The following is a 22,235-nucleotide window of genomic DNA, read 5'->3' as shown; positions in this document are numbered from 1 at the left end:
ACTTGGTACACACGATGGCTCATGCTCATACCCTCAGCAGCTTGGCGCGGCTCGCGCCCCACAGGGGATTGATGATGGCGCGCGTGCCCCAGATCCCGGTCACCATGCTGGAGATGAGCCCCAGGATCAGGGTGATGGAGAAGCCCTGCAGCGGCCCCGAGCCAATGGAGTAGAGCACCACGGCGCAGATCAGGGTGGTGAGGTTGGCATCGAAGATGGTCCTGAACGCCGAGCGATAGCCAAAGTCGATGGCATTGGCCAGAGTCCCCCCCTCCCGCAGCCTGTCCTTGATCCGCTCAAAAATCAGCACATGGGTATCCACCGCCATGCCGACGGTGAGCACCAGGCCGGCGATCCCCGGCAGGGTCAGCACGGCCCCCGGCAGCACCGCCAGCATGCCCACCTGCATCAGCAGGTTACCGATGAGCGCCGTGATGGCGACCCAGCCGAACTTGCGATACCAGGCCATCATGAACAGCATCATGCCGGCCATGCCGAACGCCAGGGCGGTGAAACCCGCCTCTATGTTCTGAAGACCCAGGGTCGGGCCTATGGAGCGCTCCTCCAGGATCTTGAGGGGGGCGGTCAGGGCGCCGGCCCGCAGCAGCATGGCGAGCTCCTGGGCCTCCGGTACGCTGGCGAGCCCCGTGATGCGGAACTGGTTGCCGAGCGCCGTCTGTATGGTGGCGACGTTGATCACCTCGCTCTGGGCCCGCAGCTTGCCCTGGGCATTGGTCTTGTACTCGGTGAAGACGGTGGCCATGGCGCTGCCCACGTGCTGGCGGCTGAACTGGTTCATCTTGCTGCCCCCCAGGCTGTCGAGCACTATGCTCACCTGGGGCTGACCCATCTCCCCCATGCCGGCGCGGGCATCGACGATGTGCTCACCGGTCAGCACCGGCTTGCGGGCCATGCCCACCGCCTGACCGTTGCGATCCGCCATGAAGAAGTGGCTGTCCGGCTTGGCCTGATAGAAGGCGAGCGACGCGGTGGCACCGATCACTTCCTTGGCTTGCTTGGGGTTGTGCACCCCGGGCAGCTCGATACGGATGCCGTCCTGACCCTGACGCTGGACCGAGGCCTCGACGATGCCGAGTTCGTTGATCCGCTTCTTCAGGATGGAGAGGTTCTGGGTCACGGCGTTGTTGGCCAGCAGGGTTCGCTCGGCCTCGCTCATCACCAGTTTCAACTCGTTGCCGCTGCGCTGCTGGGTCCACTGATCCAGCCGGGTACCGGCGGTATCCCGGATGATGGTGAGCCAGGGCCCCTGCTCCACTCCCGCCGGCAGAATGACCCGCACCTCCCCGGTCGCGATCCGCGCCACGTTGGCCCCCCTCAGGTGCGCCTCCCTAAACTGGGTGCGCAGCATGTCCACCAGGTTCTTGGTCTGGTTGTCGATGACGAAGTCGAGATCCACCCCGATGAGCAGCTGGGAGCCACCGCGCAGATCCAGCCCGAGCTTGATGGGGGCGGCGCCGAGCTGGCTTATCCAGGTCGGGGCGTTGGAGTAGAACTCCAGGGTCAGGGCCGCGCTCTCGAAGCCCTGCTGCTCCAGCAGCTGCTTGGCCCGCTGCTGATCGGCCTGGCTCTCGAACACCAGCTCCACCCGCTCCTGTTGCTGCACCTCCTTGAGCAGAGGGATCTTGTGCTGCTCGAACAGGGTGCGCTGAGCCTCGGTCAGGGTGCGCTGGCCGTGCAGGCCGAGGGAGGGCTGCTCACCGAAGAAGGTGGGCAGGGAATAAAACGTGAAGGTGAGCAGCATGAGCAGCAGCAGGGCGTACTGCCACAGGCTCATGCGGTTCAGGATGAGATGACTCTTTTTTCTCATGAGATCGGCCTCTGTCAGGCGAAAGCGACGGATGTGACCACGCACACCGCGTAAAAAAACGAAACAAAGCAGCCTAACCGTTCAGTCAAACTGAACGGTTACGGAGAGACGATGAGGCGACAGATGGCAGTCTGACCCCATCGGAGTCAGGCGAGGAAACTCTGGGAGAAGCGGTATTGCAGGTGTCGGCGCTGCAGGCGCCGGCTATGCAGGGTGGCGAAGTGATGCCGGAAACTCTGCTTGGGGTAATGGAGGGCGAGATGGAGCAGCAGGCCGCACAGCAGCAACAAGATGGCCTGCTGGGACCAGCTCTGCACCAGCTCGTAGACCACCTTGCCCGGGGCGTTGTCACTGCGCAGTGAGTGTTCGAGGCGCAGCAGGTGAGTCTGGTTAGTGCCGACAAACTTGACCACGCCGTCGTCGCTCTGGCTGGCAAGGTGCGCGATCTGGCTCTGCTCGCTGCCCTGCTGCGCCGCGGACAGGGCGACGCCCCCCACCGGCAGGGTAGAGAACAACAGGGTGAGCGCAATGAGCAGTGCCATCGCGGCCAGTTTCACGTTATCCAGACGACTCAAACAGTTAATTCCTGAGTAACAGAGGGGGCAAGCTACCACAGCACCCCCATAAGGACAAGGGCGGCAGGCCTTGCAGCCTGCCGCCCTCGTGGGGTGGATGAGGATGATCAGCGGCCCCGGGTCATCTCCTCGAAGTCCTCGGCATAGTCCTTGAGCAGGGTGTAGAGGTGTGCCCGCTGGGAGAGATCCATGGACTGGCTGAGATCGCTGAGCCACTTGATGGTGCGCTGGCGGGACTGATCGGTGTAACCGGTGAAGCGGCCATCCATCAGGCCATCCCCCTGCTGCAGCAAGCGGGTCAGCTCCTTGCCGAAGTCCGGGCTCTGACGCTGCTTCATCAGCCTATCCAGCTCCTTGGTCCAGGCCCCCTGAAACTCGAGCCAGGGGCCCATCATCTCGTATTGCCACTCGGCCCACTGGGCGACGAGCGGGGCCTGAGCCGGCTTGACCTTGCCAATCCAGAACACCAGCCGCTCGTTCATCTTGTCCCTGAAACCCTTGAGCATTTCTTCTTTAGACTCGGTGGCAAAGTCGTGCTGACGCTCCTGCTGGCGCTTCACCCTGTCCCCCATGAAGTGGGCCACCTGGGCGTCCGTCAGGGTTCGGGCGAGGCGCACGGTGCGGGGAATGGCGTTCTCCAGGGTGCGGGTCAGGCTGGCCTGGGTCTTGTCCAGATGCAGGGAGACCTGCTCCGGGGTCATGGGGCTTGCCACCGCCTTGGCCAGGGCGTCGAGATCCCTGGCGTAGATGGGCAGCTCGTGCTGGCGATGCCAGGCCATCAGCCCCTTCACCTCGGTATCCAGCAGCTTCTTCTGGTTGCGATCCAGTGAGAAGTAGTCGTCCAGCTGCCAGACGATGGCGGAGTCGAGCCAGTAGTAGATGACCCGGGTGGCGCAGCCCGTCAGCAGCAGGCAGAGCAGCAGCAGGCTCCAGCTACGGGGTTGACGCCATGAGAGGGTGGTTCGCATGCATGCCTCCAATCGTTGAGAAACTAGCGTCGTGCAGGGCTTGTTGTTCGGCTGTGGCGCCGGGGACCATCCGCCGCAATCCAGGGGCCAGCGCTATTCCAGACGCTGGCGGTTCTTGTCGATCAGGGCCTGATAATCGGGCCCAGGCTGTTGCTCGGCCATCAAAAGCCCCCACAGCAGGCCGATGTAATCGACCCATGGCAGGAAGGCATCGGCCTGAAATCCTTTGCCATTGAGCAGCTTATGAGCGCCTTCCCTGCCTTCAAGATAGCAGCTCTCCAACTGGCGCTGCTGTTCTTCGCACCAGCCGTGAGTACGCACTATGCTGGCGAGCTCGAAGCCAGGGTGACCGGCGGCGCCGTACTCCCAGTCGATGACCCAGGGCTTGGGTCCCAACAAGTTAGCCGGATTGAGATCATGATGACAAGGGAGCCAGCAATCGTCCGGCTCCCGGCTCGCAAGCAGGGCCCGTTCAAGGGCCGGCAGCCAGTCCGGCACCTGGGCCAGGCGGTCGCGATACCCCTTCGCATGGGCCCGCACCGCCATCACCACCTTGGGCACCGGCAGGCGGTGCATGCGGCCGAGCACCTCGGCCAGCAGCCTGGGTTGCTCGTCCGGCGGTGGGGGGGACAAGGCCCAGTTTGGCTCGTCGCACCAGTCCAGCAACATCAGGCCAGAGGCCGGATCGCTGTGATGACAGGGCAAGGCGATGCCCTGCCCCATGGCGCCCCGGTAAAGCTGCCACTCGGTGGCACGGTCGATGCCGAGGCGCACCGGATCCGGGTGACCGCGGCGCAAGAAACCGCGCCGCCCAGAGGGCAGGGTCAGCCGGTAGTTGCAGTTGGTGAGCCCCTCCCCCAGGGGTTCGAGGCGTCCCTGACACCAGGGGGCCGGCAGGCTGGCGAGCAGGGCAAGCTCGGCGAGATCGCCCCGCAGATCCTTCGCACCGTCCCCCCCCTGAGACGACTTACCAGCCAAAGGTGGAGGTCTTCGCCTGCTTGCGGATCTCTTTCTGATCGGCCCAGAGCAGCTCGCCGTTCTCCAGATCCATCAGGTTCATGGTCATCTGGTAATAGACGTCCTTCACCTTGCCGTTGTCCTTGACGATGCTGGCGAGGTTGCCATAGACCATGTAGCGGGCGCCGGTCTGCTTGCCGAGGCGCACCATGGTCGCGGGATCCACCATGCCGCTGCCCTGCTGGTATTCGAGCTGCTGCTTGACCGCCGCCACCTTGCTCATGTCGACGAAGCGGAACTTGCCGGAACGCAGCAGCTTGGTGCGCAGGGTGTCTGTGATGGCCTCGGTGTCGATGTGCTCCGAGGTCTTGTTGCGGATGCTGTCCATGAACATCACGGGACGACCCCCCGCGGTGATCTCGCTGGTGGCCGGCGAGCCCAGCATGGAGTCCGCCATCTTGTCGGCGATGGCCTGCAGGTCGCTTGAGCCGTAATCCACGGTCACCGTCTCGGTTTCGGTCGGATCGCCATAGCTGACGGTGGTGCTGGAACAGCCGCCGAGCAGCAGGGCGCCACTCAAGGCAAGCAGGGCAGGATTCATTTTCATCAGTTCGATTCCTCAATCACTTCGCGTACATAGACCCTGTAACCCTGGGCGCTCTCATTGGGTGCCAGGGCTGACAGGGTACGGCTCTGGTGGCCGTGGAGCTTGATGGGGGTCCAGCCGCGACCATCGCTGGCCACCTCCTGACCGCTGCCATCGTACCAGTAGAACAGGTATTGCAGGTGGTTGTCCCCGGACCGGGTGTTGGTCAGGATCACGTTGACCTGCAGCAGACCGTTCTGCTGGCGCCGGCTCTGTTCGGTCAGGGCCGCGTCCAGGGAGCCGTTGTGGGTCTCCAGGGTGGCCGCACCCCCCGCCGGCGCATAGAGCGCCACGCCGGAGGTATTGGTGCTGCAGGCGGACAGCAGCAGTGTCAGGCCCAGGGCCGCCATATGGGCTTTCATCATCGTCACCTCACGCTATGTGTCACTCCCCGAGGGGAGCCTTGGTTATCCGGGGTGGGGACTCACAGCCCCCTAAATGGGCATCACCCGGGTGCTCAGGCCAGCGCCGAGGCGCTGCACCCACACCAGGGTGGTGCACCCGCCGTGAACGGTGAGCGGTAACTGGCGCATGGCGCTACCCGCCCCCAGGGTGAGGGTCACCTCCCCCGGCGGTACCATGGCCTGCCAGCTGCTCGCCTCGGCAGGCAACGTCAGCCAGCTGCGGGTATCGGCCCGCTCGGACAGGGCATTGAAGATCCCCACCACCAGGTTGCCCACATCCCCTCCCTCCTTGGCGGCGGAACGCCTGAGCTGCTCCTTGGCCAGCAGGCGCAAGGCCTGGCGGGTCAACATGCCGGGCAGTCGCTCCTGCAGATCCTTGGCGGCCAGCGCCTCGAGCCGCACCAGGGAGCTGGTCTGCTGGTGGCGATTGCCGAGGGTCACGCTGAGCGGGCCCGTGGTCGCGGCCCTATTGTCGTAATAGGGCACCGCCACCGTAAAGGTGCGAAAATCACCCCCCGAGGTTGCGATGGGCAGCGGCAGGAAGAATTCCCGTCGCGCCGGGATGAGACCATCTTCGAACAACACCACCAGCTGGCCCTGGTTTTTCACCAGCGGCGGTGCCTTGCGTCCCAATTTTTTCTCGGTCTCGCGCAGCTCGTCCGGGGAGCCGCGCAGCACCGCCAAGCGCAGCAGGGCATCCTGCAGGCTCAGGTTGTCCGGCGCTATCTGATAGCCGCGTTGGTAGTCCACCCAGGCGTCGTTGAGATCCCCGCTCCCCTCGTAGAGCACGCCGGAGAGGTAGAAGGTGTAGGCATTCTGGAAACCGTTTTTCACCTTGCCCACCAGCCGGTCGAGATCGGGCACCCCGCGCGACACCAGCTGGCGCATCCGGGCCTCGTCGCCCGCCTCTGCCCTGGCCGCTCGCACCTCGTCGGCCCGGGTCTTGAGGGCCCGCTCCTGCACCTGATTGGCCCGGCGCACCTCCACCAGGGCGCCTTCGGCGTCCCCCCGTTGCAGGTAATTGAGGGCCAGATAGTGGTGCAGCATGGTGCGCTCGTAGTCCGGCGCCAGATACCCCAGGGTCTGATCGTTGGTGAGCAGGCTGCCCGCCTGGGCCAGGCCGCGGCTCAGCCGGTATCGGGCCTGCTCGTCTTCCCAGGCGAGGCGGCTGTCGGCGGCGGCGAAGGCCTGCTTGCTGTTTGCATCCTGACCGGCGAGCCAGGCGATGCGCCCCTGCTCCAGCCTGTCCAGCACATAGGTGTCATCCCCCGGCGTCGACTCACGCACCTCGGGCAAGGCTTCTGCGGCCTTGCCCTGCAGCAGCAGGTTGCGCTGGGGCACCATCTGATCGGAGTAGGAGACGAAGAGATCCTGCCAATGGGAGGCGCAGCCCCCCAGCAGCAGACCGGCCAACAGCAGGCCGGTCAGGGCAACGGGGCGTATCACAGGCTGAGCAGGGGTCCCAGGGGCTGGCCACCGACCAGGTGCATGTGGATGTGGTAGACCTCCTGCCCGCCGTGGCGGTTGCAGTTCATGATGAGGCGATAGCCGTTCTCGGCGATCCCGGCCTCGCTCGCCAGCTTGCGCGCCACGGTGAACATGCGGCCGAGCGCCAGCTCATGGTCGGGCTCCACGTCGTTGACCGTGGGGATCAGCACATTGGGCACGATCAGGATGTGGGTCTTGGCCTTGGGCTGGATGTCGCGAAACGCGGTCACCAGATCGTCTTGATAAAGGATGTCGGCGGGGATCTCCTTGCGGATGATTTTGCTGAAAATGGTTTCTTGCGCCATGGGTAACTCCTTTATATGAAAAAGAAAATTTTACACAAACCTCAAGCGAATCCCAAAAACGCCGCCGAGGCCCGCCAAGTGTGACACAAGCCGATATTTGACACAGCCGTTGTCCCAATCACTTCAGTTATTGTTAAGAATACCGATAGTCAGGGAGACGTCCTCCGTACCAGAGGCATGGCCACCCAGGGCATGCAGGGTACCAAAGGGACGGGGTACTCAGGCAAGGGACTTTTGCATAGACAGCGGGACAATAATGAAACAAACAATGTCAGACCTCTCCATCTTACAGAGAGTCTATTTGGGCTTTGCCATCCTGGTCGCCGTCATGGTCGCCAGCGCGGCACTGACCTTTCGCGGCCAGAGTGAGCTCAATGGGGCCCTGGATCAGGTAACCCAGCAATCCATGCCCCTGGTGATCGCCAGCAGCCAGACCCAGATCAGCCTGCTCAGCGCCAACAAGTGGCTCACCGACGTGCTGACCGAGCAGGATCCCAAGCTGTTGCCGGGGGAAGTGGCCGAACTGCAACAGGCCAAGGCCCAGGTCGACAAGACACTCGCGGCCCTCAAGGCCCAGGTGGCGGCCCACCCGGAGCTGCAAGGAGAGATGGCGGCCCTGACCAAGCTGGCGGGGGACTACCTGCAGCTCACCCAGACCCTACCCACCGAACACGAGGCCCTGCTCACCCGGCTGCACAAGGTCAATCAGGCCAAGGGGCAATTTCAGGTCAGCCTGCCCCAGTTCAAGAAGAACCTGGGTGACATGATGGTCTCCATCGACGACAGCTTTATCAAGATGCTGTCCGAGACCCTGACCACCAAGCTCTCCGCCATCGAGCTCTCCACCATGGATGCCCTGAACCAGAGCATCCCGGCCCCCATCGAGGGTGCCCTCAAGCGCAACAAGATGCAGATCGAGAGCTTCAACAGCACCATCAAGGATCTGCAGGGTGAGCTCCAGGACTTCGACAACAACATGGGCCACTACGTCCATGGGTTCGTGCGCGACACCACGGGCAACGAAGGGGTGCTCGCCCAATACCTGGCGCTGATGAAGCAGCAGCAGGCCATGCGTGAGCAGAGCAAGCAGGCGAGCCAGCTCATCCTCGCCATCCAGAACAAGCTGGAGGGGATCACCGCCCAGAGCCAGCAGTTGATGAACGCCAGCATCCAGGCCTCGGATCGGGTGCAGACCCAGAGCACCCTCACCCAGGCCATCAGCATCGTCATCGCCATCCTGGTCGCCATCCTGGTGGCCTACACCCTCGGCAAGGCCATCCGCCGTCCGCTCAAGGAACTGCTGCGGGTGCTGACCGAGGTGACCCAGGGGGACATGACCCAGCGGGTCGGCTTCAAGAGCCAGAACGAGTTCGGCCAGCTCGGCAGCCAGATCAACCTGCTGATCCAGCAGATGGGGGACGTGCTGCGCCAGCTCTCCCAGGCCTCCAACCAGCTCAACAGCGCCGCCCATGACAACCGCCACACCACGGAGTCGGTGCGCGCGGATCTCGAGAAGCAGCGTCAGGAGACCGCCTCGGTCGCCGCCGCCATGACCCAGATGGAAGCCTCTGTGCGGGAGGTGGCCCAGGCCGCCAACCAGACTCTGGAACGGGTGATGGACGTGGAGAAGGCCTCGGAAGTGGGTCGCAAGGTGATGGCCGGCAACATCACCACCACCCATCAGCTGGCGGGCAAGCTGCAGCAGACCGGCGCCGTCATCGGCGACGTGAGTGCCATGAGCGGCCAGATTGGCAACATCCTCGACGTCATCCGCGGCATCGCCGAGCAGACCAATCTGCTAGCCCTGAATGCCGCCATCGAGGCGGCCCGGGCCGGTGAGCAGGGCCGCGGCTTCGCTGTGGTGGCGGACGAGGTGCGCAACCTGGCCGGTCGCACCGCCCAGTCCACCAGCGAGATCCAGCAGATGATCGAGAACCTGCAGCAGGGGGTCGCCCGGGCGGTCAACGTCATGGAGGAGTGCTCCCGGGAGATGGACAGCTGCATGGATCAGAGCTCCCAGGCCAACAACGCCATGGAAGAGGTACAGGGCATAGTCGTGCTCATCAGCGACATGTCGAGCCAGATAGCCTCCGCCGCCGAGCAGCAGCAGGCCACCAGCGCCGACATCGCCACCAACCTCAACCGCATCTCCGACATCTCGGATCTCAACTATCAGGGCATAGAGCGGGTGGCCGAGACCAGCCAGCAGCTCGACTCCCTCGCCGAGCAGCAGGAGGGGCTGGTGCAGCGCTTCCGGCTGAGCGCCTAAGGGCCGCATCAACCACCGTTTCCGAGGGGCCTGCCGGCCCCTTTTTATTGCCGCCCCGGCTTAAGATGAAAGCCTGATCTGCATCACGGACAGCCGCCCGCCCCTGGGCCAGCATAGCCATATGCCTCCTCTGTCACCCCAGTCTCCAGGATGTTCCCATGATCTCCCTTAGCCAGTTGCTGCTGTTTGCCGGCGCCTCCCTGCTGATGGCCCTGACCCCGGGCCCTAACATGATCTACCTGCTCTCCCGCTCCCTCTGCCAGGGACGGATGGCGGGCCTCATGTCATGGGGCGGCGTGGTGCTCGGCTTCAGCGTCCACATGCTGTGCGCCGCCGTCGGCCTGACCGCCCTCTTCATGGCGATCCCCATGGGCTATGAGCTGCTGAAAGTCGCCGGCGCCCTCTACCTGCTGTGGATGGCCTGGCAGGGCATCCGGCCGGGATCCCGCTCACCGTTCGAGCCATCGACCCTGCCGGCCCACTCCCCCGGCCGGCTGTTTCTGATGGGGCTGCTCACCAGCGTGCTCAACCCCAAGGTGGCCATCTTCTACCTCTCGGTGCTGCCCCAGTTCATCAGCCCGCAGACGGGATCCGTGCTCGGCCAGAGCCTGCAGCTCGGCACTGTGCAACTGCTCATCAGCGCCGCCGTCAACCTGGGGGTAGCGCTCTCTGCCGCCCATATCTCGGGCTGGTTTGCCCGCCATCGGCTCTGGCTCGCGGTGCAGCGCTATCTGATGGCAACGGTATTAGGCTTGCTTGCCGTCCGCCTGCTGGCCCAGGGCCGCAGTTAAGGCCTAGGAGCCGCCACACAGGCAATAAAAAGGCTCCCATCGGGAGCCTTGCTTTATGTGTTTTGGATGCCAGATCAGGCGTAGGCGATGGCGCCCTTGCCGACCCCTTCATAGGCGACGATCTTCACGAACTTGTCCCCCACCTGCTTTTTGATTTCGCGGGCTATGTAGTGGGCCAGCAGCTCTATGGTGGTGTCGGTGTCGATCATCTCCACCTCCGCCGCTGGCATGGCCAGCTGGAACAGCCCCTGGGGCGCCACGTACTTGAAGCCGAGGTGATGCTCACCCAGCTGGGCCTTGGCAAGATCGCTTAAATTCAGCGCGGACAGGGCCACCTTGTCCTCTTCGGTGCCGAGGTAGATGTCATTCCAGCGCTCGGCCCAGTTCAGCTCCAGCTCCTCGTCGCGCTCACCATCTACGGAGATCTCGATGGGAGAGCGGTGACCGTGGGCGATGCGCTGGCAGTTGCCGTCGTGCTTCTTCAGGCCATGGCTGTAGTGGTAGAAGGCGCCGTCGAGGCGCTCCTGGCGCAGGGTCAGCGACAAGTCCTTGATATTGCCCGGCAAGCGGGTGGCCAGCACCCCCAGCAGGTAGCGGGTCACCGACTCTTTGTCCACCTGGGGGGCGGGAATGAAGGCGAACGCCTGAGCCGGGCAGCGCAAATGGATGGAGCGGTGGGGGCGCAGCAGATCCACGGTGCACTCGCCATCATCGAGCTCTGCTATCTGCACCAGGCCGCAGCCGGTCGGCACCAGCAGCTTGTGATCCACCTCTTCGTCTATGATGGACTTGATGAGCTTCTTCACCCGGCCAAAGTCCAGCAGCATGCTCATCTCGTTGAGCTCACCGCTCATTTCGATGTCGACCAGCCAGCTCTCCCCTACCATGCCACGGCGTTCACACAGATAGCTGGAGTCGATAACGGTCAAATCTCTTACAAATAACTTCATCACTCAGACCTTGCTACAGAGAAAGTGCAGTTTGGGATATTATGACCCCGGATTATCGGCAAAGGAACTGGAACCCCCCATGAACAAATTGCTTATCAAGAACGCCACCCTGGTCAACGAAGGTCGCATCTATGCCTCAGACGTGTTGATCGAGGGGGAAAGGATAGCCCGCATCGCCCCGGACATCAGCGCCCCGGATGCCGTGGTGATCGATGCCGCGGGTCGTCACCTCATCCCAGGGATGATCGATGACCAGGTCCACTTCCGGGAGCCCGGCCTGACTCACAAGGGCACCATCGCCAGCGAATCCCGGGCCGCCGTGGCCGGTGGCACCACCAGCTTCATGGAAATGCCCAACGTCAATCCCCAGACCACCACCATCGATGTCCTCGAAGCCAAATACCAGATAGCCGCCAACTCCGCCGCCGCCAACTACAGCTTCTACCTGGGTGCCACCAACGACAACCTGGAAGAGATCAAGAAGCTCGATCCCAAGCAGTCCTGCGGCATCAAGATCTTCATGGGGGCCTCCACCGGCAACATGCTAGTGGACAACCAGGAGACCCTGGCGGCCATCTTCCGCGAGAGCCCGGTGATGATAGTCACCCACTGCGAGGACACTCCGTCCATCAAGGTGCTGGAAGACGAGGCCCGTGCCAAGTGGGGCGAGGATGTGCCCATGCGCGAGCACGGCCGCATCCGCAGCGCCGATGCCTGCTACAAGTCCTCCAGCATGGCGGTGGGGCTGGCGAAGAAGTACGGCGCCAAGCTGCACGTGCTGCACCTGACCACGGCCAAAGAGCTGTCGCTCTTCACCGCCACCCCGGATCTGAAGGATCTCAAAGACAAGAACATCACCGCCGAGGTGTGCGTGCACCACCTCTTCTTCAACGAGGCGGACTACGACACCCTGGGCAGCCAGATCAAGTGCAACCCGGCGGTAAAGAGCGCGGCGGATCAACATGCCCTGCTGGATGCGGTACGCAACGACGTGCTGGACATCATCGCCACCGACCACGCCCCCCACACCTGGGAAGAGAAGCAGAACAGCTACTTCAAGGCGCCGTCCGGCGTGCCCCTGGTACAGCACTCCCTGCAGGCCCTGCTGGAGCTCTATCACAACGGCGTCTTCAGCCTGGAGACCATCGTCAAGAAGACCTCCCACGCGGTGGCCGAGCGCTTCCAGGTGCAGGATCGCGGCTACATCCGCGAGGGTTACTTCGCCGACCTGGTGCTGCTGGATCTCGGCAAGCCCTATGTGGTCAACGACAGCAACCTGCTCTACCTGTGCGGCTGGTCACCGTTCAACGGCTATCGCTTCCAGAGCACCATAGAGATGACCCTGGTCAACGGCCAGATCGCCTGGCAAAACGGTCAGGTCACCGACAAGGTACTGGGCAAACGCCTGACCTTCAACCGCTGATATGAGAGGTTAACCGCTTCCAGAGCGCCATCCTTGAGATGACCCTGGTCAACGGCCAGATCGCCTGGCAGAACGGTCAGGTCACCGACAAGGTGCTGGACAAGCGGCTGACCTTCAACCGCTGATCCTCCCCTCTGCAGGATGTGTTCTCACTGCGCCAGACGGCCACCCACAGGGTGGCCGTTTTTTTGGCCGGCGAACCATGAAAAACGGCGCCGCCCAGGGCGACTGGTCGCACTTTGATCCGAAGTTGCTCGCAAAGCAGGCGAACGATCGCTAAGTGCGGTTTCCCCTGTTGACAGGGCGTGGGCATCTCCATAAACTCAGCCCCCGTCAGCCGAGCTGACTCCGTCGGTGTGTAGCGCAGCCAGGTAGCGCATCTGCATGGGGTGTAGAGGGTCGGAGGTTCGAATCCTCTCACACCGACCAAATTCCCAGAGAAAGGCCTTGTCAGACGACAAGGCCTTTTCTTTTTATGGCTCATGGCCGGATTGTCTCTCCCCGCCCGTTGTGCTGTAGTGATGGCCTGTCTCCCTCTCGGGTCTGTCTGATGTCGCTTCCCCGCTCTTCCCTCCTTGGCCTCGCCCTGTGCGGCCTGTTGCTTGTCCAGCTCGGTGGCTGTGCCACCGCCTATGACAGCGAGAAATCCTTCTGGAACGGCCAGACCGGCTTCTCCCAGACCCAGCTTGGGCCAGCGAAGTGGCAGCTGGAGTTCGTGGGCAACGATCTGGTGGACAGGGAGCTCGCTCGCAAATACGTGCTCAAGAGGGCGGGTGAGATGGCGCAGGCGCAGGGTTACAAGTGGGTGAACGTGCAGGCGCTGACCATGGCGCGGGACGCCGTCAGGGTCAGCCCGATGCGCCCCCAGTTCGGTTTCGATGAGTACGAACCCGATACCTTCATGGACGAGATGCACGTGGAGCACCGTATCTCGGCCCTGCTGACCTTCTCCTTCGGCCAGACCCCCTCGAACGATCAGAGTTTGGAAGCTGTTTATCTCGCAAACATAAAAATAAACAGTGATTAATATAAGCAAAATGCAAGATCCATATCACATACACCTAATAACAACATAAAGTTCGGTTATAAGCCGCTGGATTTCCCCCTCGCGATTAGGCATGCTGCCAGCACACCGGCTGTCAGGATTCCATGGCCCGGATCACAAAAACGGACTAAGGTGGCACCCTTGCTGCCTGCACTGCACACATAGACACTGGGATTCCCCATGAAAATGAACAAGTTGACGGTAGCCATTCTTATCGCGATGCTGCTTGGCATTGCCACTGGCCAGGGCTACCGCCTGTTGGCGCCCGCAGAGGCCGCCGATTTTGCCAGTAACATCACCATCTTGACCGACATCTTCCTGCGTCTGATCAAGATGATCATCGCCCCCCTGGTGTTCACCACCCTGGTGGTCGGCATCGCCAAGATGGGTGACACCCGTACCGTGGGCCGCATCGGCGCCAAGACCCTGGCCTGGTTCATGCTGGCCTCACTCATGTCCCTGACCCTGGGTCTGGTGATGGTCACTCTGCTGCAGCCGGGTGTGGGCCTCTCCCTCTCCCTGCCCGATGACACCGCGACCTCAGGCGTCGCGGCGGGGGCCATCACCCTCAAGGACTTCATCACCCACGCCATTCCGAAGAGCGTGATCGAGGCCATGGCCACCAACGAGATCCTGCAGATCGTGGTCTTCTCCCTCTTCTTCGGCCTGGCAGCCGCCGCCCTCGGTGATCTGGCCAGACCCGTGGTCACCCTGATGGCCAGCACCGCCGAGATCATGCTGAAAGTCACCGGCTACGTGATGAACTTCGCCCCCTTCGCGGTGTTCGGCGCCATCTCCGCCATGGTGGCGAAGGAGGGCCTCGGCATCCTGGTGACCTATGGCAGCTTCATGGCCCAGTTCTACCTGGCCCTGGCCTGCCTCTGGCTGCTGCTGATCGCCATGGGCAGCCTCTTCATCCGTCGCCGCATCCTGACCCTGCTCGCCATGATCCGCGAGCCCATACTGCTCGCCTTCTCCACCGCCAGCTCCGAGGCCGCCTATCCCAAGACCTTGGATCGTCTGGAGAAATTTGGCTGTGACAAACGCATCGCCAGCTTCGTGCTGCCCATGGGCTACTCCTTCAACCTGGACGGCTCCATGATGTACTGCACCTTCGCTGTCATGTTCATCGCCCAGGCCTACGGCATCGAGCTCTCCATGGCCCAGCAGATCACCATGCTGCTGCTGCTGATGGTCACCTCCAAGGGGATGGCCGGGGTGCCGCGCGCCTCCCTGGTGGTGATCGCCGCCACCCTGAACCAGTTCCATATCCCGGAAGCCGGCATACTGCTGCTGCTCGGCATCGACCACTTCCTCGACATGGGCCGCTCCGCCACCAACGTGCTGGGCAACGCCATCGCCGCCAGCGTGGTGGCCAAGACCGAAGACAGCCTGGGGGAGACCCAGCCCCAGAGCGAGGGCGAACTCGCCAAGGCGTGACAATCACCGCCATGAAAAAAGGCCCGCAACTGCGGGCCTTTTTGTTGTTCGCGCCTCAACACCAGCGCCGCACCCGGCGGCAGTACTGCAGGTAGGCGACCCCGAAACGGGCGCGCAGGGCCCGCTCTTCCGGCAGGATCTGGAAGCGGGTGAGCCAGCCAAACAGCAGCAGAGGGCCGAGCCAGACGGCGATCCCGCCGAGATAACAGGCCAGCGCCATCAGCCAGCACAGGAGCCCCAGGTACATGGGGTTGCGGCTGATGCGATAGACCCCCTGTGTCACCAGCACCCGGCTCTGTTGCAGCCGGATGGGATTGACAGTGGTGCGCTGGTGGGCGAAGTGCAGCAAGGCTCCGCCCCCAAGCAGAGCCCCCGCCAGCAGCAGAGCCGTGGCCAGGATCAACAAGACTCCGGAGCCCCTGCCCTCCCCGCCCCCCAGCCACATGACGAGGGCGATGACGACAAACAGTAACAAAGGTGGGATACGCAGCTCGAAACGCATATTTTCTTCCTGCAAAAAGTGCCACGAATGGCGCCAATGAGATACACTCGCATCGCCGGTGGCTGGGTAAAAAGTTAAAGAGATCATCTACATAGAAGCAACAGCCCAGCAACACCGCCTCTCGCGTCTGAACCCAGACCTCCTCAACAGGAACAATAAGAAGGTATCATCCCATGCACAAGAAAACCCTGCTCGCTACCCTGGTCTTCGGCCTGCTGGCCGGCCAGGCGGTCGCCGCCCCCTACCTGCCGCTGGCCAGCGACACCCGCAACGGCCAGGAGCAGACCGCCGCCAACGCCTGGCTGGAAGTGGATCTGGGTGCGTTTGAGCACAATATCCAGACCCTCAAGGATCGCCTCGGTGACAAGGGCCCGCAGATCTGCGCCATCATGAAGGCGGACGCTTACGGCCACGGCATCGATCTGCTGGTGCCCTCGGTGGTCAAGGCGGGCATCCCCTGCATCGGCATCGCCAGCAATGAAGAGGCCCGCGTGGCCCGTGAGAAGGGCTTCGAGGGCCGGCTGATGCGGGTCCGTGCCGCCACCCCGACCGAGGTGGAACAGGCCCTGCCCTACAAGCTCGAAGAGCTCATCGGCAGCCTGGAGAGCGCCAAGGGCATCTCCGACATCGCCCTGCGTCACAACACCAAGGTACCGGTGCACATCGGCCTGAACTCCGCCGGCATGAGCCGCAACGGCATCGACCTGCGCCAGTCTGGTGCCAAGGACGAGGCCCTGGCCATGCTCCAACTGAAGGGTATCACCCCGGTCGGCATCATGACCCACTTCCCGGTGGAGGAGAAAGAGGACGTCAAGCTGGGTCTGGCCCAGTTCAAGCTGGACAGCCAGTGGCTGCTGGAGGCGGGCAAGCTGGATCGCAGCAAGATCACCATCCATGCCGCCAACTCCTTCGCCACCCTGGAAGTGCCTGACGCCTACTTCGACATGGTGCGCCCGGGTGGCCTGCTGTACGGCGACTCCATCCCCTCCTACACAGAGTACAAGCGCGTGATGGCGTTCAAGACCCAGGTCGCCTCGGTGAACCACTACCCGGCCGGCAACACCGTCGGCTATGACCGCACCTTCACCCTCAAGCGAGACTCCCTGCTGGCCAACCTGCCGCTCGGTTACTCCGACGGCTATCGTCGCGCGCTCAGCAACAAGGCCTATGTGCTGATCCAGGGTCAGAAGGTACCCGTGGTTGGCAAGACCTCCATGAACACCATCATGGTGGACGTGACGGATCTGAAGGGGGTGAAACCCGGTGACGAGGTGGTGCTGTTCGGCCGCCAGGGTGAGGCCGAGGTGAAACAGGCGGATCTGGAAGAGTACAATGGCGCCCTGCTGGCGGACATGTACACCATCTGGGGTTACACCAACCCCAAGAAGATCAAGCGCTGATCGCGGATCTGAAATGAAAAAGGGCTCCCACGGGAGCCCTTTTTAGTGATTTGGCAATCAGACGGTTTTCACACCGTCTTTCTTGCGCGTGACCCAGAGGCTCAACCCCATGGAGGTCAGCAGGATCAGCGCTACTACGCCGAGCGCTATGCCGGTGGGTATCTTGAACACGTCCAGCAGCAGCATCTTGACCCCGATGAACATCAGGATCAGCGCCAGGCCGTATTTCAGCAGGGCAAAGCGCTCTGCCACACCTGCCAGCAGGAAGTACATGGCGCGCAGGCCCATGATGGCGAAGATGTTGGAGGTCAACACGATGAAGGGATCCGTGGTCACCGCGAAGATGGCCGGGATACTGTCCACCGCGAAGATGAGGTCGCTCACCTCCACCAGCACCAGAATGAGCAAGAGCGGCGTGGCGTAACGCACACCGTCGCGCCAGACGAAGAAGTTCTCCCCTTCCAGGTTCTCGGTCACCTTGAAGCGACGGCGCATCCAGCCCAGCAGCGGGTTGTTGGCGAGATCCGGCTCCTTGTCGGCGGCCCACAGCATCTTGACCCCAGTCAGCAGCAGGAAGGCGCCGAACAGGTAGAGGATCCAGTGGAACTGCTCGATGAGCCAGCTACCGGCGAACACCATACCGGCCCGCATCACGATGGCACCCAGTACCCCGTACAGCAGTACCCGGCGCTGCAACTCGGCCGGGATGGCGAAGTAACCGAACAGCATCAGCCAGACGAAGACGTTATCCACCGCCAGCGCCTTCTCGATGAGGTAGCCGGTGAGGAACTCCAGCCCCTTCTGGTTCGCGATTTCACGGCCTGCGCTGTGATCCAGCCAGAGCCAGATGGCCAAGTTGAACAACAGGGCCACGCTCACCCAGATGAGGGACCAGATCCCCGCCTCTTTCAGCGAGACTTTGTGCGCCTTGCCGCCGCCGACGAAGCGTATGTCAATCCATAACAGGACCAGCACTATGCTGAAGAAACCGGTCCACATCCACCATTCACCCATTTTTCACCTCTCCAAAAACGACAAAACCCACGACCGAGAGGTGTGGGTTTGCGTTTGGAGCAGATACACCTTGCCTCTCGGCAAGGTCTCACTTACAGCGATTCAATCGCTGCCCGGCTGCCGGGTCCACTGCATAAATGCGTGCACCGTAATGACGACAAACCGGCGAGAAGTTACTCCCCTTGTTGCGCGGATGATAGCAACCCTGAAAGATAACGCCAAGGGGCATCTTCTGCCCTTTGCAAAATAAAAGGGGCGCCACCTGGGCGCCCCTTGTCATGGGTCACGATCAGAGCGGATCCACCTTGAGGCAGGAGACAGCGTGATCGAAGTTCCCCTCCAGCATGGGCCGGGTCTTGGCGCACTCCGGGCCCGCCACCGGGCAGCGGGTGCGGAACACGCAGCCAGACGGCGGATTCATGGGGGACGGCAGATCCCCCTCCAAGATCTGGATGACCTTGCTGCGCTCCAAGTCTGGATCCGGGATGGGCACCGCCGACATCAGCGCCTTGGTGTAGGGGTGCAGGGGGTTCGCGAAGATCTCCTGGCGGGTGCCGAGTTCCACCGCATTGCCCAGATACATCACCAGCACCCGATCCGATATGTGTTTGACCACGGAGAGATCGTGGGCGATGAAGATGAGGGACAGCCCCATCTCCTTTTGCAGGGATTTCAGCAGGTTCACCACCTGCGCCTGGATGGAGACATCCAGCGCCGAGACCGGCTCGTCGCAGATGATCATCTTGGGCTCCAGGATCAGCGCCCGGGCGATGCCGATACGCTGGCACTGACCACCGGAGAACTCGTGCGGATAGCGGTTCACCAGGTTTGGCAAGAGGCCCACCTTGGTCATCATGGCGCGCACCTTCTCCTTCACCTCCTCCTTGGAGAGCTTGGGATAGAAGGTGATGAGGGGCTCGGCGATGATGTCACCTATGGTCATGCGCGGGTTCAGGGAGGCCAGCGGATCCTGGAAGATCATCTGGATCTCCTTGCGCTTCTCTCGCAGCGCCCCCTGCTCCAGCTTGGTCAGATCCTGCCCAAGCCAGACCACCTTGCCGTCGGTGGCCGGCACCAGGCCGATCAGCGCCCGGGCGAAGGTGGACTTGCCACAGCCTGACTCACCCACCACCCCCAGGGTCTCCCCCTCGTACAGGCGCAGGGTCACCCCGTCCACCGCCTTCAGGGCGGAGGGTTTGGCCCAGGGCCAGGCCTTGTCACTCTTGATGCTGAAGTGGACCTTGAGGTCGGACACTTCCAGCAGCAGTTTCTTGTCAGTTCCCATTTAGTTGCCTCCCTTGCTCATGGCATCCGATACCCAGTGGCAGGCCCGCTCGCGGCCGTCGTTGAACGGCGTCAGTATGGGGGACTGCTTGCCGCAGATCTCGCTCACCCTGTGGCAACGCTCCTGGAAGGGGCAGCCGGTGGGCAGACGCAGCAGGTTGGGCGGGTTGCCAGGGATGGTGGGCAACACCTCCCCCTCGGTGTCGAGGCGGGGGATGGCGCGCAGCAGGCCCTCGGTATAGGGGTGGCTCGGGCGGTAGAAGATGTCGTTGACCTTGCCGTACTCCATGGTACGGCCAGCGTACATCACCAGCACCTTGTCGCAGATACCGGCGACGACACCGAGGTCATGGGTGATCATGATGATGGCGGTGTTGAACTCGCGCTTGAGTTCGTTCATCAGGGTCATGATCTGGGCCTGCACCGTCACGTCCAGGGCCGTGGTCGGCTCGTCGGCGATGAGCAGTTGCGGCCGGCACAGCAGTGCCATGGCGATCATCACCCGCTGGCGCATGCCGCCGGAGAACTCGTGCGGATACATGTTCATCCGCTTGCGGGCCTCGGGGATCTTCACCGCGTCCAGCATGCGAACCGACTCCTCGAACGCCGCCGCCTTACTCATCCCCTTGTGCAGCATCAGCACTTCCATCAGCTGATCCTTCACCTTCATGTAGGGGTTCAGCGAGGTCATGGGGTCCTGGAAGATCATGGCGATCTTCTCGGAGCGGATGCGGTTGAGCTTGGACTCCGGCAGGTTCAGGATCTCGTCACCCTGAAACTTGGCGGAGCCGGTGATGACGCCGTTCTTGGCGAGCAGGCCCATGATGGCGAACGCGGTCTGGGATTTGCCAGAGCCGGATTCACCGACGATGCCGAGGGTCTCGCCCGCGGCCAGAGAAAAGTTGAGGTCGTTGACGGCCACCACATTGCCATCCGGGGTCTTGAACTCGACCCGCAGATCTTTCACATCCAGTAATTTCATAAAGACTCCTTATCCGTCTTCCGCGGCTCTCTAAACGATCCTGAGGGGTTGTTTTTATCGATCTTTTGGATCGAGAGCGTCGCGCAGACCATCCCCGAGGAAGTTGAAGCAAAACAGGGTCACCACCATGAAACCGGCGGGGAACAAGAGTTGCCAGATGGCCACTTCCATCGCTTTGGAGCCTTCATCCAGCAGGGCACCCCAGCTGGTCATGGGTTCCTGCACGCCGAGTCCGAGGAAACTCAGGAAGGATTCGAACATGATCATGCCCGGCACCAGCAAGGTGGCGTAGACGGCCACGATACCGAGCACGTTCGGCACTATGTGACGGGTGATGATCTTCCACTTGGAGACGCCACAGACGTGGGCCGCCTCGATGAACTCCTTGCTCTTGAGGCTCAGGGTCTGGCCGCGCACTATCCGGGCCATGTCGAGCCAGCTCACCGCGCCGATGGCGAGGAAGATCAGCGCCAGGTTGCGACCGAAGAAGGTCACCAGCATGATCACGAAGAACATGAAGGGGAAGGCGTTGAGGATCTCGAGGACCCGCATCATCAGGCTGTCGACCCGACCGCCGATGAAGCCGGAAGCGGCGCCATAGAGGGTGCCGATGATGACGGCCACCAGGGCCCCCATGATGCCGACCATCAGCGAGATGCGCCCGCCCAGCAGGGTGCGCACGAACAGGTCGCGCCCCAGGCTGTCGGTGCCGAACCAGTGGCCGGTTTCCATGTCCGGCGCGGTCTGCATGGCACCCCAGTCCGGATCATCGAAGGTGTATTGGGACAGGTGGGGACCCACTATCACCGCCAATCCGATGATGGAGAGGATGATGAGGCTGGTGAGGGCCGCTTTGTTGCGCAGGAAACGGCGACGGGCATCCTTCCACAGGGAGCGACCTTCCACCACTTCCACTTTCTGGGCGAACGCCTCGACGGCTTCGCGCTTTTCAGTTGTGACTACCATGATGTACTCCCGACTTAGTAACGGATCTTGGGGTCGATGACGGCATAGAGGATATCGACCACGGCGTTAAAGGTGATGGTAAGGGCGCCGACCAGAATGGTCAGACCGAGCACCATGGAGTAATCACGGTTGAGGGCACCGTTGACGAACAGCTGACCGATCCCCGGCAGGCCGAAGATGGTCTCGATGACCACGGAGCCGGTGATGATGCCCACGAAGGCCGGCCCCAGGTAGGAGACAACCGGCAACATGGCCGGACGCAGGGCATGTTTCAGGATGATGTGACGCAGGGGCAGGCCCTTGGCACGGGCGGTGCGGATGAAGTTGGAATTCATGGTCTCGATCATGCTGCCGCGCATGATGCGGGAGATGGCCGAAATGTAGTACATCATCATGCCGAATACCGGCAACACCATGAACTGGGCCCCGCCCCCCTGCCAGCCACCGGCCGGGAACCAGCCGAGATAGATGCTGAAGAAGAGCACCAGCAAGGGCGCCAGCACGAAGCCCGGGATCACCACCCCGGCCATGGCCGACGACATCAGCAGATAGTCGATGAGGGTATTCTGTTTGAGGGCCGCTATGGTGCCAAAGGTCACCCCCAGGGTCACAGCCAGCAGGAAGGCGACCGAGCCAATCTTGGCGGAGACAGGCAGTGCCTGACTGACCAGATCGTTGACGGTGAAGTCCTTGTACTTGAAGGAGGGACCGAGGTCGCCCTGGACCAGGTTGCCCAGATAGGTCAGATATTGCACGCCGATGGGCTTGTCCAGACCGTATTTGGCCTCGATGTTGGCCAAGACTTCCGGCGGCAGGGAGCGTTCGCTGGTGAAGGGGTTGCCCGGGGCGAAACGCATCATGAAGAAGGAGACGGTGATCAAGACCAGCAGAGTCGGGATCGCTTCCAGTAGACGTTTAAAGATAAATTTCAACATAGACATTTCCTGTCCTGTACTGCTTCCAAAGGGTCGCGGTTGTAATATAAGGCCCGCCATCCG

Annotated in this window: 21 protein-coding genes and 1 tRNA gene; 7 read left to right on the top strand and 15 right to left on the bottom strand. The window is 62.4% G+C overall.

Annotated elements, in window-relative coordinates; translation table 11 throughout:
- Positions 1-25: 25 nt before the first annotated feature.
- The 8 genes from secD to hinT all read right to left on the bottom strand — a co-directional run bounded on the left by secD (position 26) and on the right by hinT (position 7,171).
- Positions 26-1,828, bottom strand: coding sequence for a protein translocase subunit SecD (gene secD / locus ACT5M9_RS20615; RefSeq protein ID WP_457979243.1), 1,803 nt, complete (start codon positions 1,826-1,828; stop codon positions 26-28).
- Between the two features lie 146 nt (positions 1,829-1,974).
- Entirely contained in the window at positions 1,975-2,442 is a 468-nt protein-coding gene (locus tag ACT5M9_RS20610; RefSeq protein ID WP_457979244.1) for a hypothetical protein, read from the bottom strand.
- Positions 2,443-2,510: 68 nt separating this feature from the next.
- Positions 2,511-3,371 carry a DUF6279 family lipoprotein gene (locus tag ACT5M9_RS20605; RefSeq protein WP_457979246.1) on the bottom strand — a complete coding sequence of 287 codons (861 nt, stop codon included), beginning with the start codon at positions 3,369-3,371 and terminating at the stop codon, positions 2,511-2,513.
- 93 nt (positions 3,372-3,464) lie between these two features.
- Positions 3,465-4,349, bottom strand: coding sequence for a phosphotransferase (locus tag ACT5M9_RS20600; RefSeq protein ID WP_457979247.1), 885 nt, complete (start codon positions 4,347-4,349; stop codon positions 3,465-3,467).
- Positions 4,339-4,935: a penicillin-binding protein activator LpoB gene (gene lpoB, locus ACT5M9_RS20595; protein WP_457979249.1), complete on the bottom strand. Its 597-nt coding sequence runs from the start codon at positions 4,933-4,935 to the stop codon at positions 4,339-4,341. Before lpoB ends, ACT5M9_RS20600 begins: the two co-directional genes overlap by 11 nt.
- Positions 4,935-5,336 (bottom strand): YcfL family putative periplasmic lipoprotein, encoded by a 402-nt coding sequence (locus ACT5M9_RS20590; protein WP_457980583.1) that lies wholly within the window; start codon positions 5,334-5,336, stop codon positions 4,935-4,937. Before ACT5M9_RS20590 ends, lpoB begins: the two co-directional genes overlap by 1 nt.
- A 72-nt stretch (positions 5,337-5,408) precedes the next feature.
- Entirely contained in the window at positions 5,409-6,821 is a 1,413-nt protein-coding gene (locus tag ACT5M9_RS20585; protein ID WP_457980585.1) for a COG3014 family protein, read from the bottom strand.
- Positions 6,821-7,171 carry a purine nucleoside phosphoramidase gene (gene hinT, locus ACT5M9_RS20580; protein WP_033129807.1) on the bottom strand — a complete coding sequence of 117 codons (351 nt, stop codon included), beginning with the start codon at positions 7,169-7,171 and terminating at the stop codon, positions 6,821-6,823. Before hinT ends, ACT5M9_RS20585 begins: the two co-directional genes overlap by 1 nt.
- Before the next feature lie 256 nt (positions 7,172-7,427).
- Between hinT and ACT5M9_RS20575 the strand changes: the two genes are divergently transcribed.
- Both ACT5M9_RS20575 and ACT5M9_RS20570 read left to right on the top strand, forming a co-directional pair.
- Positions 7,428-9,440 (top strand): methyl-accepting chemotaxis protein, encoded by a 2,013-nt coding sequence (locus tag ACT5M9_RS20575; protein ID WP_457979251.1) that lies wholly within the window; start codon positions 7,428-7,430, stop codon positions 9,438-9,440.
- A gap of 158 nt (positions 9,441-9,598) precedes the next feature.
- Positions 9,599-10,231 (top strand): LysE family translocator, encoded by a 633-nt coding sequence (locus ACT5M9_RS20570; RefSeq protein WP_457979253.1) that lies wholly within the window; start codon positions 9,599-9,601, stop codon positions 10,229-10,231.
- Positions 10,232-10,305: 74 nt separating this feature from the next.
- Here the strand turns inward: ACT5M9_RS20570 and ACT5M9_RS20565 are convergent, their stop codons facing one another.
- Positions 10,306-11,181 carry a 6-carboxytetrahydropterin synthase gene (locus ACT5M9_RS20565; RefSeq protein ID WP_457979254.1) on the bottom strand — a complete coding sequence of 292 codons (876 nt, stop codon included), beginning with the start codon at positions 11,179-11,181 and terminating at the stop codon, positions 10,306-10,308.
- Between the two features lie 79 nt (positions 11,182-11,260).
- Here ACT5M9_RS20565 and ACT5M9_RS20560 point away from each other — a divergent pair, with 79 nt between their 5' ends.
- The 4 genes from ACT5M9_RS20560 to ACT5M9_RS20545 all read left to right on the top strand — a co-directional run bounded on the left by ACT5M9_RS20560 (position 11,261) and on the right by ACT5M9_RS20545 (position 15,089).
- Positions 11,261-12,604 carry a dihydroorotase gene (locus ACT5M9_RS20560; RefSeq protein WP_457979255.1) on the top strand — a complete coding sequence of 448 codons (1,344 nt, stop codon included), beginning with the start codon at positions 11,261-11,263 and terminating at the stop codon, positions 12,602-12,604.
- 352 nt (positions 12,605-12,956) lie between these two features.
- Positions 12,957-13,033, top strand: a tRNA-Pro gene (locus ACT5M9_RS20555).
- 121 nt (positions 13,034-13,154) lie between these two features.
- On the top strand, positions 13,155-13,631 hold the full coding sequence (locus tag ACT5M9_RS20550; protein WP_457979256.1) for a CC0125/CC1285 family lipoprotein: 477 nt from the start codon (positions 13,155-13,157) through the stop codon (positions 13,629-13,631).
- A 198-nt stretch (positions 13,632-13,829) separates the two neighbouring features.
- On the top strand, positions 13,830-15,089 hold the full coding sequence (locus ACT5M9_RS20545; protein WP_457979257.1) for a dicarboxylate/amino acid:cation symporter: 1,260 nt from the start codon (positions 13,830-13,832) through the stop codon (positions 15,087-15,089).
- 55 nt (positions 15,090-15,144) lie between these two features.
- Here the strand turns inward: ACT5M9_RS20545 and ACT5M9_RS20540 are convergent, their stop codons facing one another.
- Positions 15,145-15,591 (bottom strand): methyltransferase family protein, encoded by a 447-nt coding sequence (locus tag ACT5M9_RS20540; RefSeq protein ID WP_457979259.1) that lies wholly within the window; start codon positions 15,589-15,591, stop codon positions 15,145-15,147.
- 173 nt (positions 15,592-15,764) lie between these two features.
- Between ACT5M9_RS20540 and alr the strand changes: the two genes are divergently transcribed.
- Positions 15,765-16,991, top strand: a complete 1,227-nt coding sequence (alr, locus tag ACT5M9_RS20535) for an alanine racemase (protein WP_457979261.1) — start codon at positions 15,765-15,767, stop codon at positions 16,989-16,991.
- 57 nt (positions 16,992-17,048) lie between these two features.
- Here the strand turns inward: alr and ACT5M9_RS20530 are convergent, their stop codons facing one another.
- From ACT5M9_RS20530 to oppB, 5 genes are all read right to left on the bottom strand, one after another.
- Positions 17,049-18,005: a TerC family protein gene (locus ACT5M9_RS20530; protein WP_457979263.1), complete on the bottom strand. Its 957-nt coding sequence runs from the start codon at positions 18,003-18,005 to the stop codon at positions 17,049-17,051.
- 289 nt (positions 18,006-18,294) lie between these two features.
- Complete coding sequence (gene oppF, locus ACT5M9_RS20525) at positions 18,295-19,290, bottom strand: murein tripeptide/oligopeptide ABC transporter ATP binding protein OppF (protein ID WP_349921833.1); 996 nt, start codon at positions 19,288-19,290, stop codon at positions 18,295-18,297.
- Positions 19,291-20,271, bottom strand: coding sequence for an ABC transporter ATP-binding protein (locus ACT5M9_RS20520; protein ID WP_349921832.1), 981 nt, complete (start codon positions 20,269-20,271; stop codon positions 19,291-19,293).
- A gap of 54 nt (positions 20,272-20,325) precedes the next feature.
- Positions 20,326-21,237, bottom strand: a complete 912-nt coding sequence (gene oppC / locus ACT5M9_RS20515; protein ID WP_457979265.1) for an oligopeptide ABC transporter permease OppC — start codon at positions 21,235-21,237, stop codon at positions 20,326-20,328.
- Positions 21,238-21,251: 14 nt separating this feature from the next.
- The gene (oppB, locus tag ACT5M9_RS20510) at positions 21,252-22,172 is read right to left on the bottom strand and encodes an oligopeptide ABC transporter permease OppB (protein ID WP_438549659.1); all 921 of its coding nucleotides are present in this window, start codon (positions 22,170-22,172) and stop codon (positions 21,252-21,254) included.
- Positions 22,173-22,235 lie beyond the last annotated feature (63 nt).

This window comes from Aeromonas sp. AE23HZ002T15 (assembly GCF_054165525.2).
Note: the sequence above shows the minus strand (reverse complement) of the source record. Positions and strands in the feature narration are given on the sequence as shown.

What these genes read in the sequence shown, in the direction of transcription:
- ACT5M9_RS20590 (WP_457980583.1), bottom strand. Translation starts at nt 5,336, where the DNA reads ATGAAAGCCCATATGGCGGCCCTGGGCCTGACACTGCTGCTGTCCGCC.
- ACT5M9_RS20540 (WP_457979259.1), bottom strand. Translation starts at nt 15,591, where the DNA reads ATGCGTTTCGAGCTGCGTATCCCACCTTTGTTACTGTTTGTCGTCATC.
- alr (WP_457979261.1), top strand. Translation starts at nt 15,765, where the DNA reads ATGCACAAGAAAACCCTGCTCGCTACCCTGGTCTTCGGCCTGCTGGCC.
- ACT5M9_RS20550 (WP_457979256.1), top strand. Translation starts at nt 13,155, where the DNA reads ATGTCGCTTCCCCGCTCTTCCCTCCTTGGCCTCGCCCTGTGCGGCCTG.
- hinT (WP_033129807.1), bottom strand. Translation starts at nt 7,171, where the DNA reads ATGGCGCAAGAAACCATTTTCAGCAAAATCATCCGCAAGGAGATCCCC.
- ACT5M9_RS20520 (WP_349921832.1), bottom strand. Translation starts at nt 20,271, where the DNA reads ATGAAATTACTGGATGTGAAAGATCTGCGGGTCGAGTTCAAGACCCCG.
- oppC (WP_457979265.1), bottom strand. Translation starts at nt 21,237, where the DNA reads ATGGTAGTCACAACTGAAAAGCGCGAAGCCGTCGAGGCGTTCGCCCAG.
- ACT5M9_RS20575 (WP_457979251.1), top strand. Translation starts at nt 7,428, where the DNA reads ATGAAACAAACAATGTCAGACCTCTCCATCTTACAGAGAGTCTATTTG.
- ACT5M9_RS20565 (WP_457979254.1), bottom strand. Translation starts at nt 11,181, where the DNA reads ATGAAGTTATTTGTAAGAGATTTGACCGTTATCGACTCCAGCTATCTG.
- ACT5M9_RS20560 (WP_457979255.1), top strand. Translation starts at nt 11,261, where the DNA reads ATGAACAAATTGCTTATCAAGAACGCCACCCTGGTCAACGAAGGTCGC.
- ACT5M9_RS20545 (WP_457979257.1), top strand. Translation starts at nt 13,830, where the DNA reads ATGAAAATGAACAAGTTGACGGTAGCCATTCTTATCGCGATGCTGCTT.
- ACT5M9_RS20570 (WP_457979253.1), top strand. Translation starts at nt 9,599, where the DNA reads ATGATCTCCCTTAGCCAGTTGCTGCTGTTTGCCGGCGCCTCCCTGCTG.
- secD (WP_457979243.1), bottom strand. Translation starts at nt 1,828, where the DNA reads ATGAGAAAAAAGAGTCATCTCATCCTGAACCGCATGAGCCTGTGGCAG.
- oppF (WP_349921833.1), bottom strand. Translation starts at nt 19,290, where the DNA reads ATGGGAACTGACAAGAAACTGCTGCTGGAAGTGTCCGACCTCAAGGTC.
- ACT5M9_RS20605 (WP_457979246.1), bottom strand. Translation starts at nt 3,371, where the DNA reads ATGCGAACCACCCTCTCATGGCGTCAACCCCGTAGCTGGAGCCTGCTG.
- oppB (WP_438549659.1), bottom strand. Translation starts at nt 22,172, where the DNA reads ATGTTGAAATTTATCTTTAAACGTCTACTGGAAGCGATCCCGACTCTG.
- ACT5M9_RS20530 (WP_457979263.1), bottom strand. Translation starts at nt 18,005, where the DNA reads ATGGGTGAATGGTGGATGTGGACCGGTTTCTTCAGCATAGTGCTGGTC.
- lpoB (WP_457979249.1), bottom strand. Translation starts at nt 4,935, where the DNA reads ATGAAAATGAATCCTGCCCTGCTTGCCTTGAGTGGCGCCCTGCTGCTC.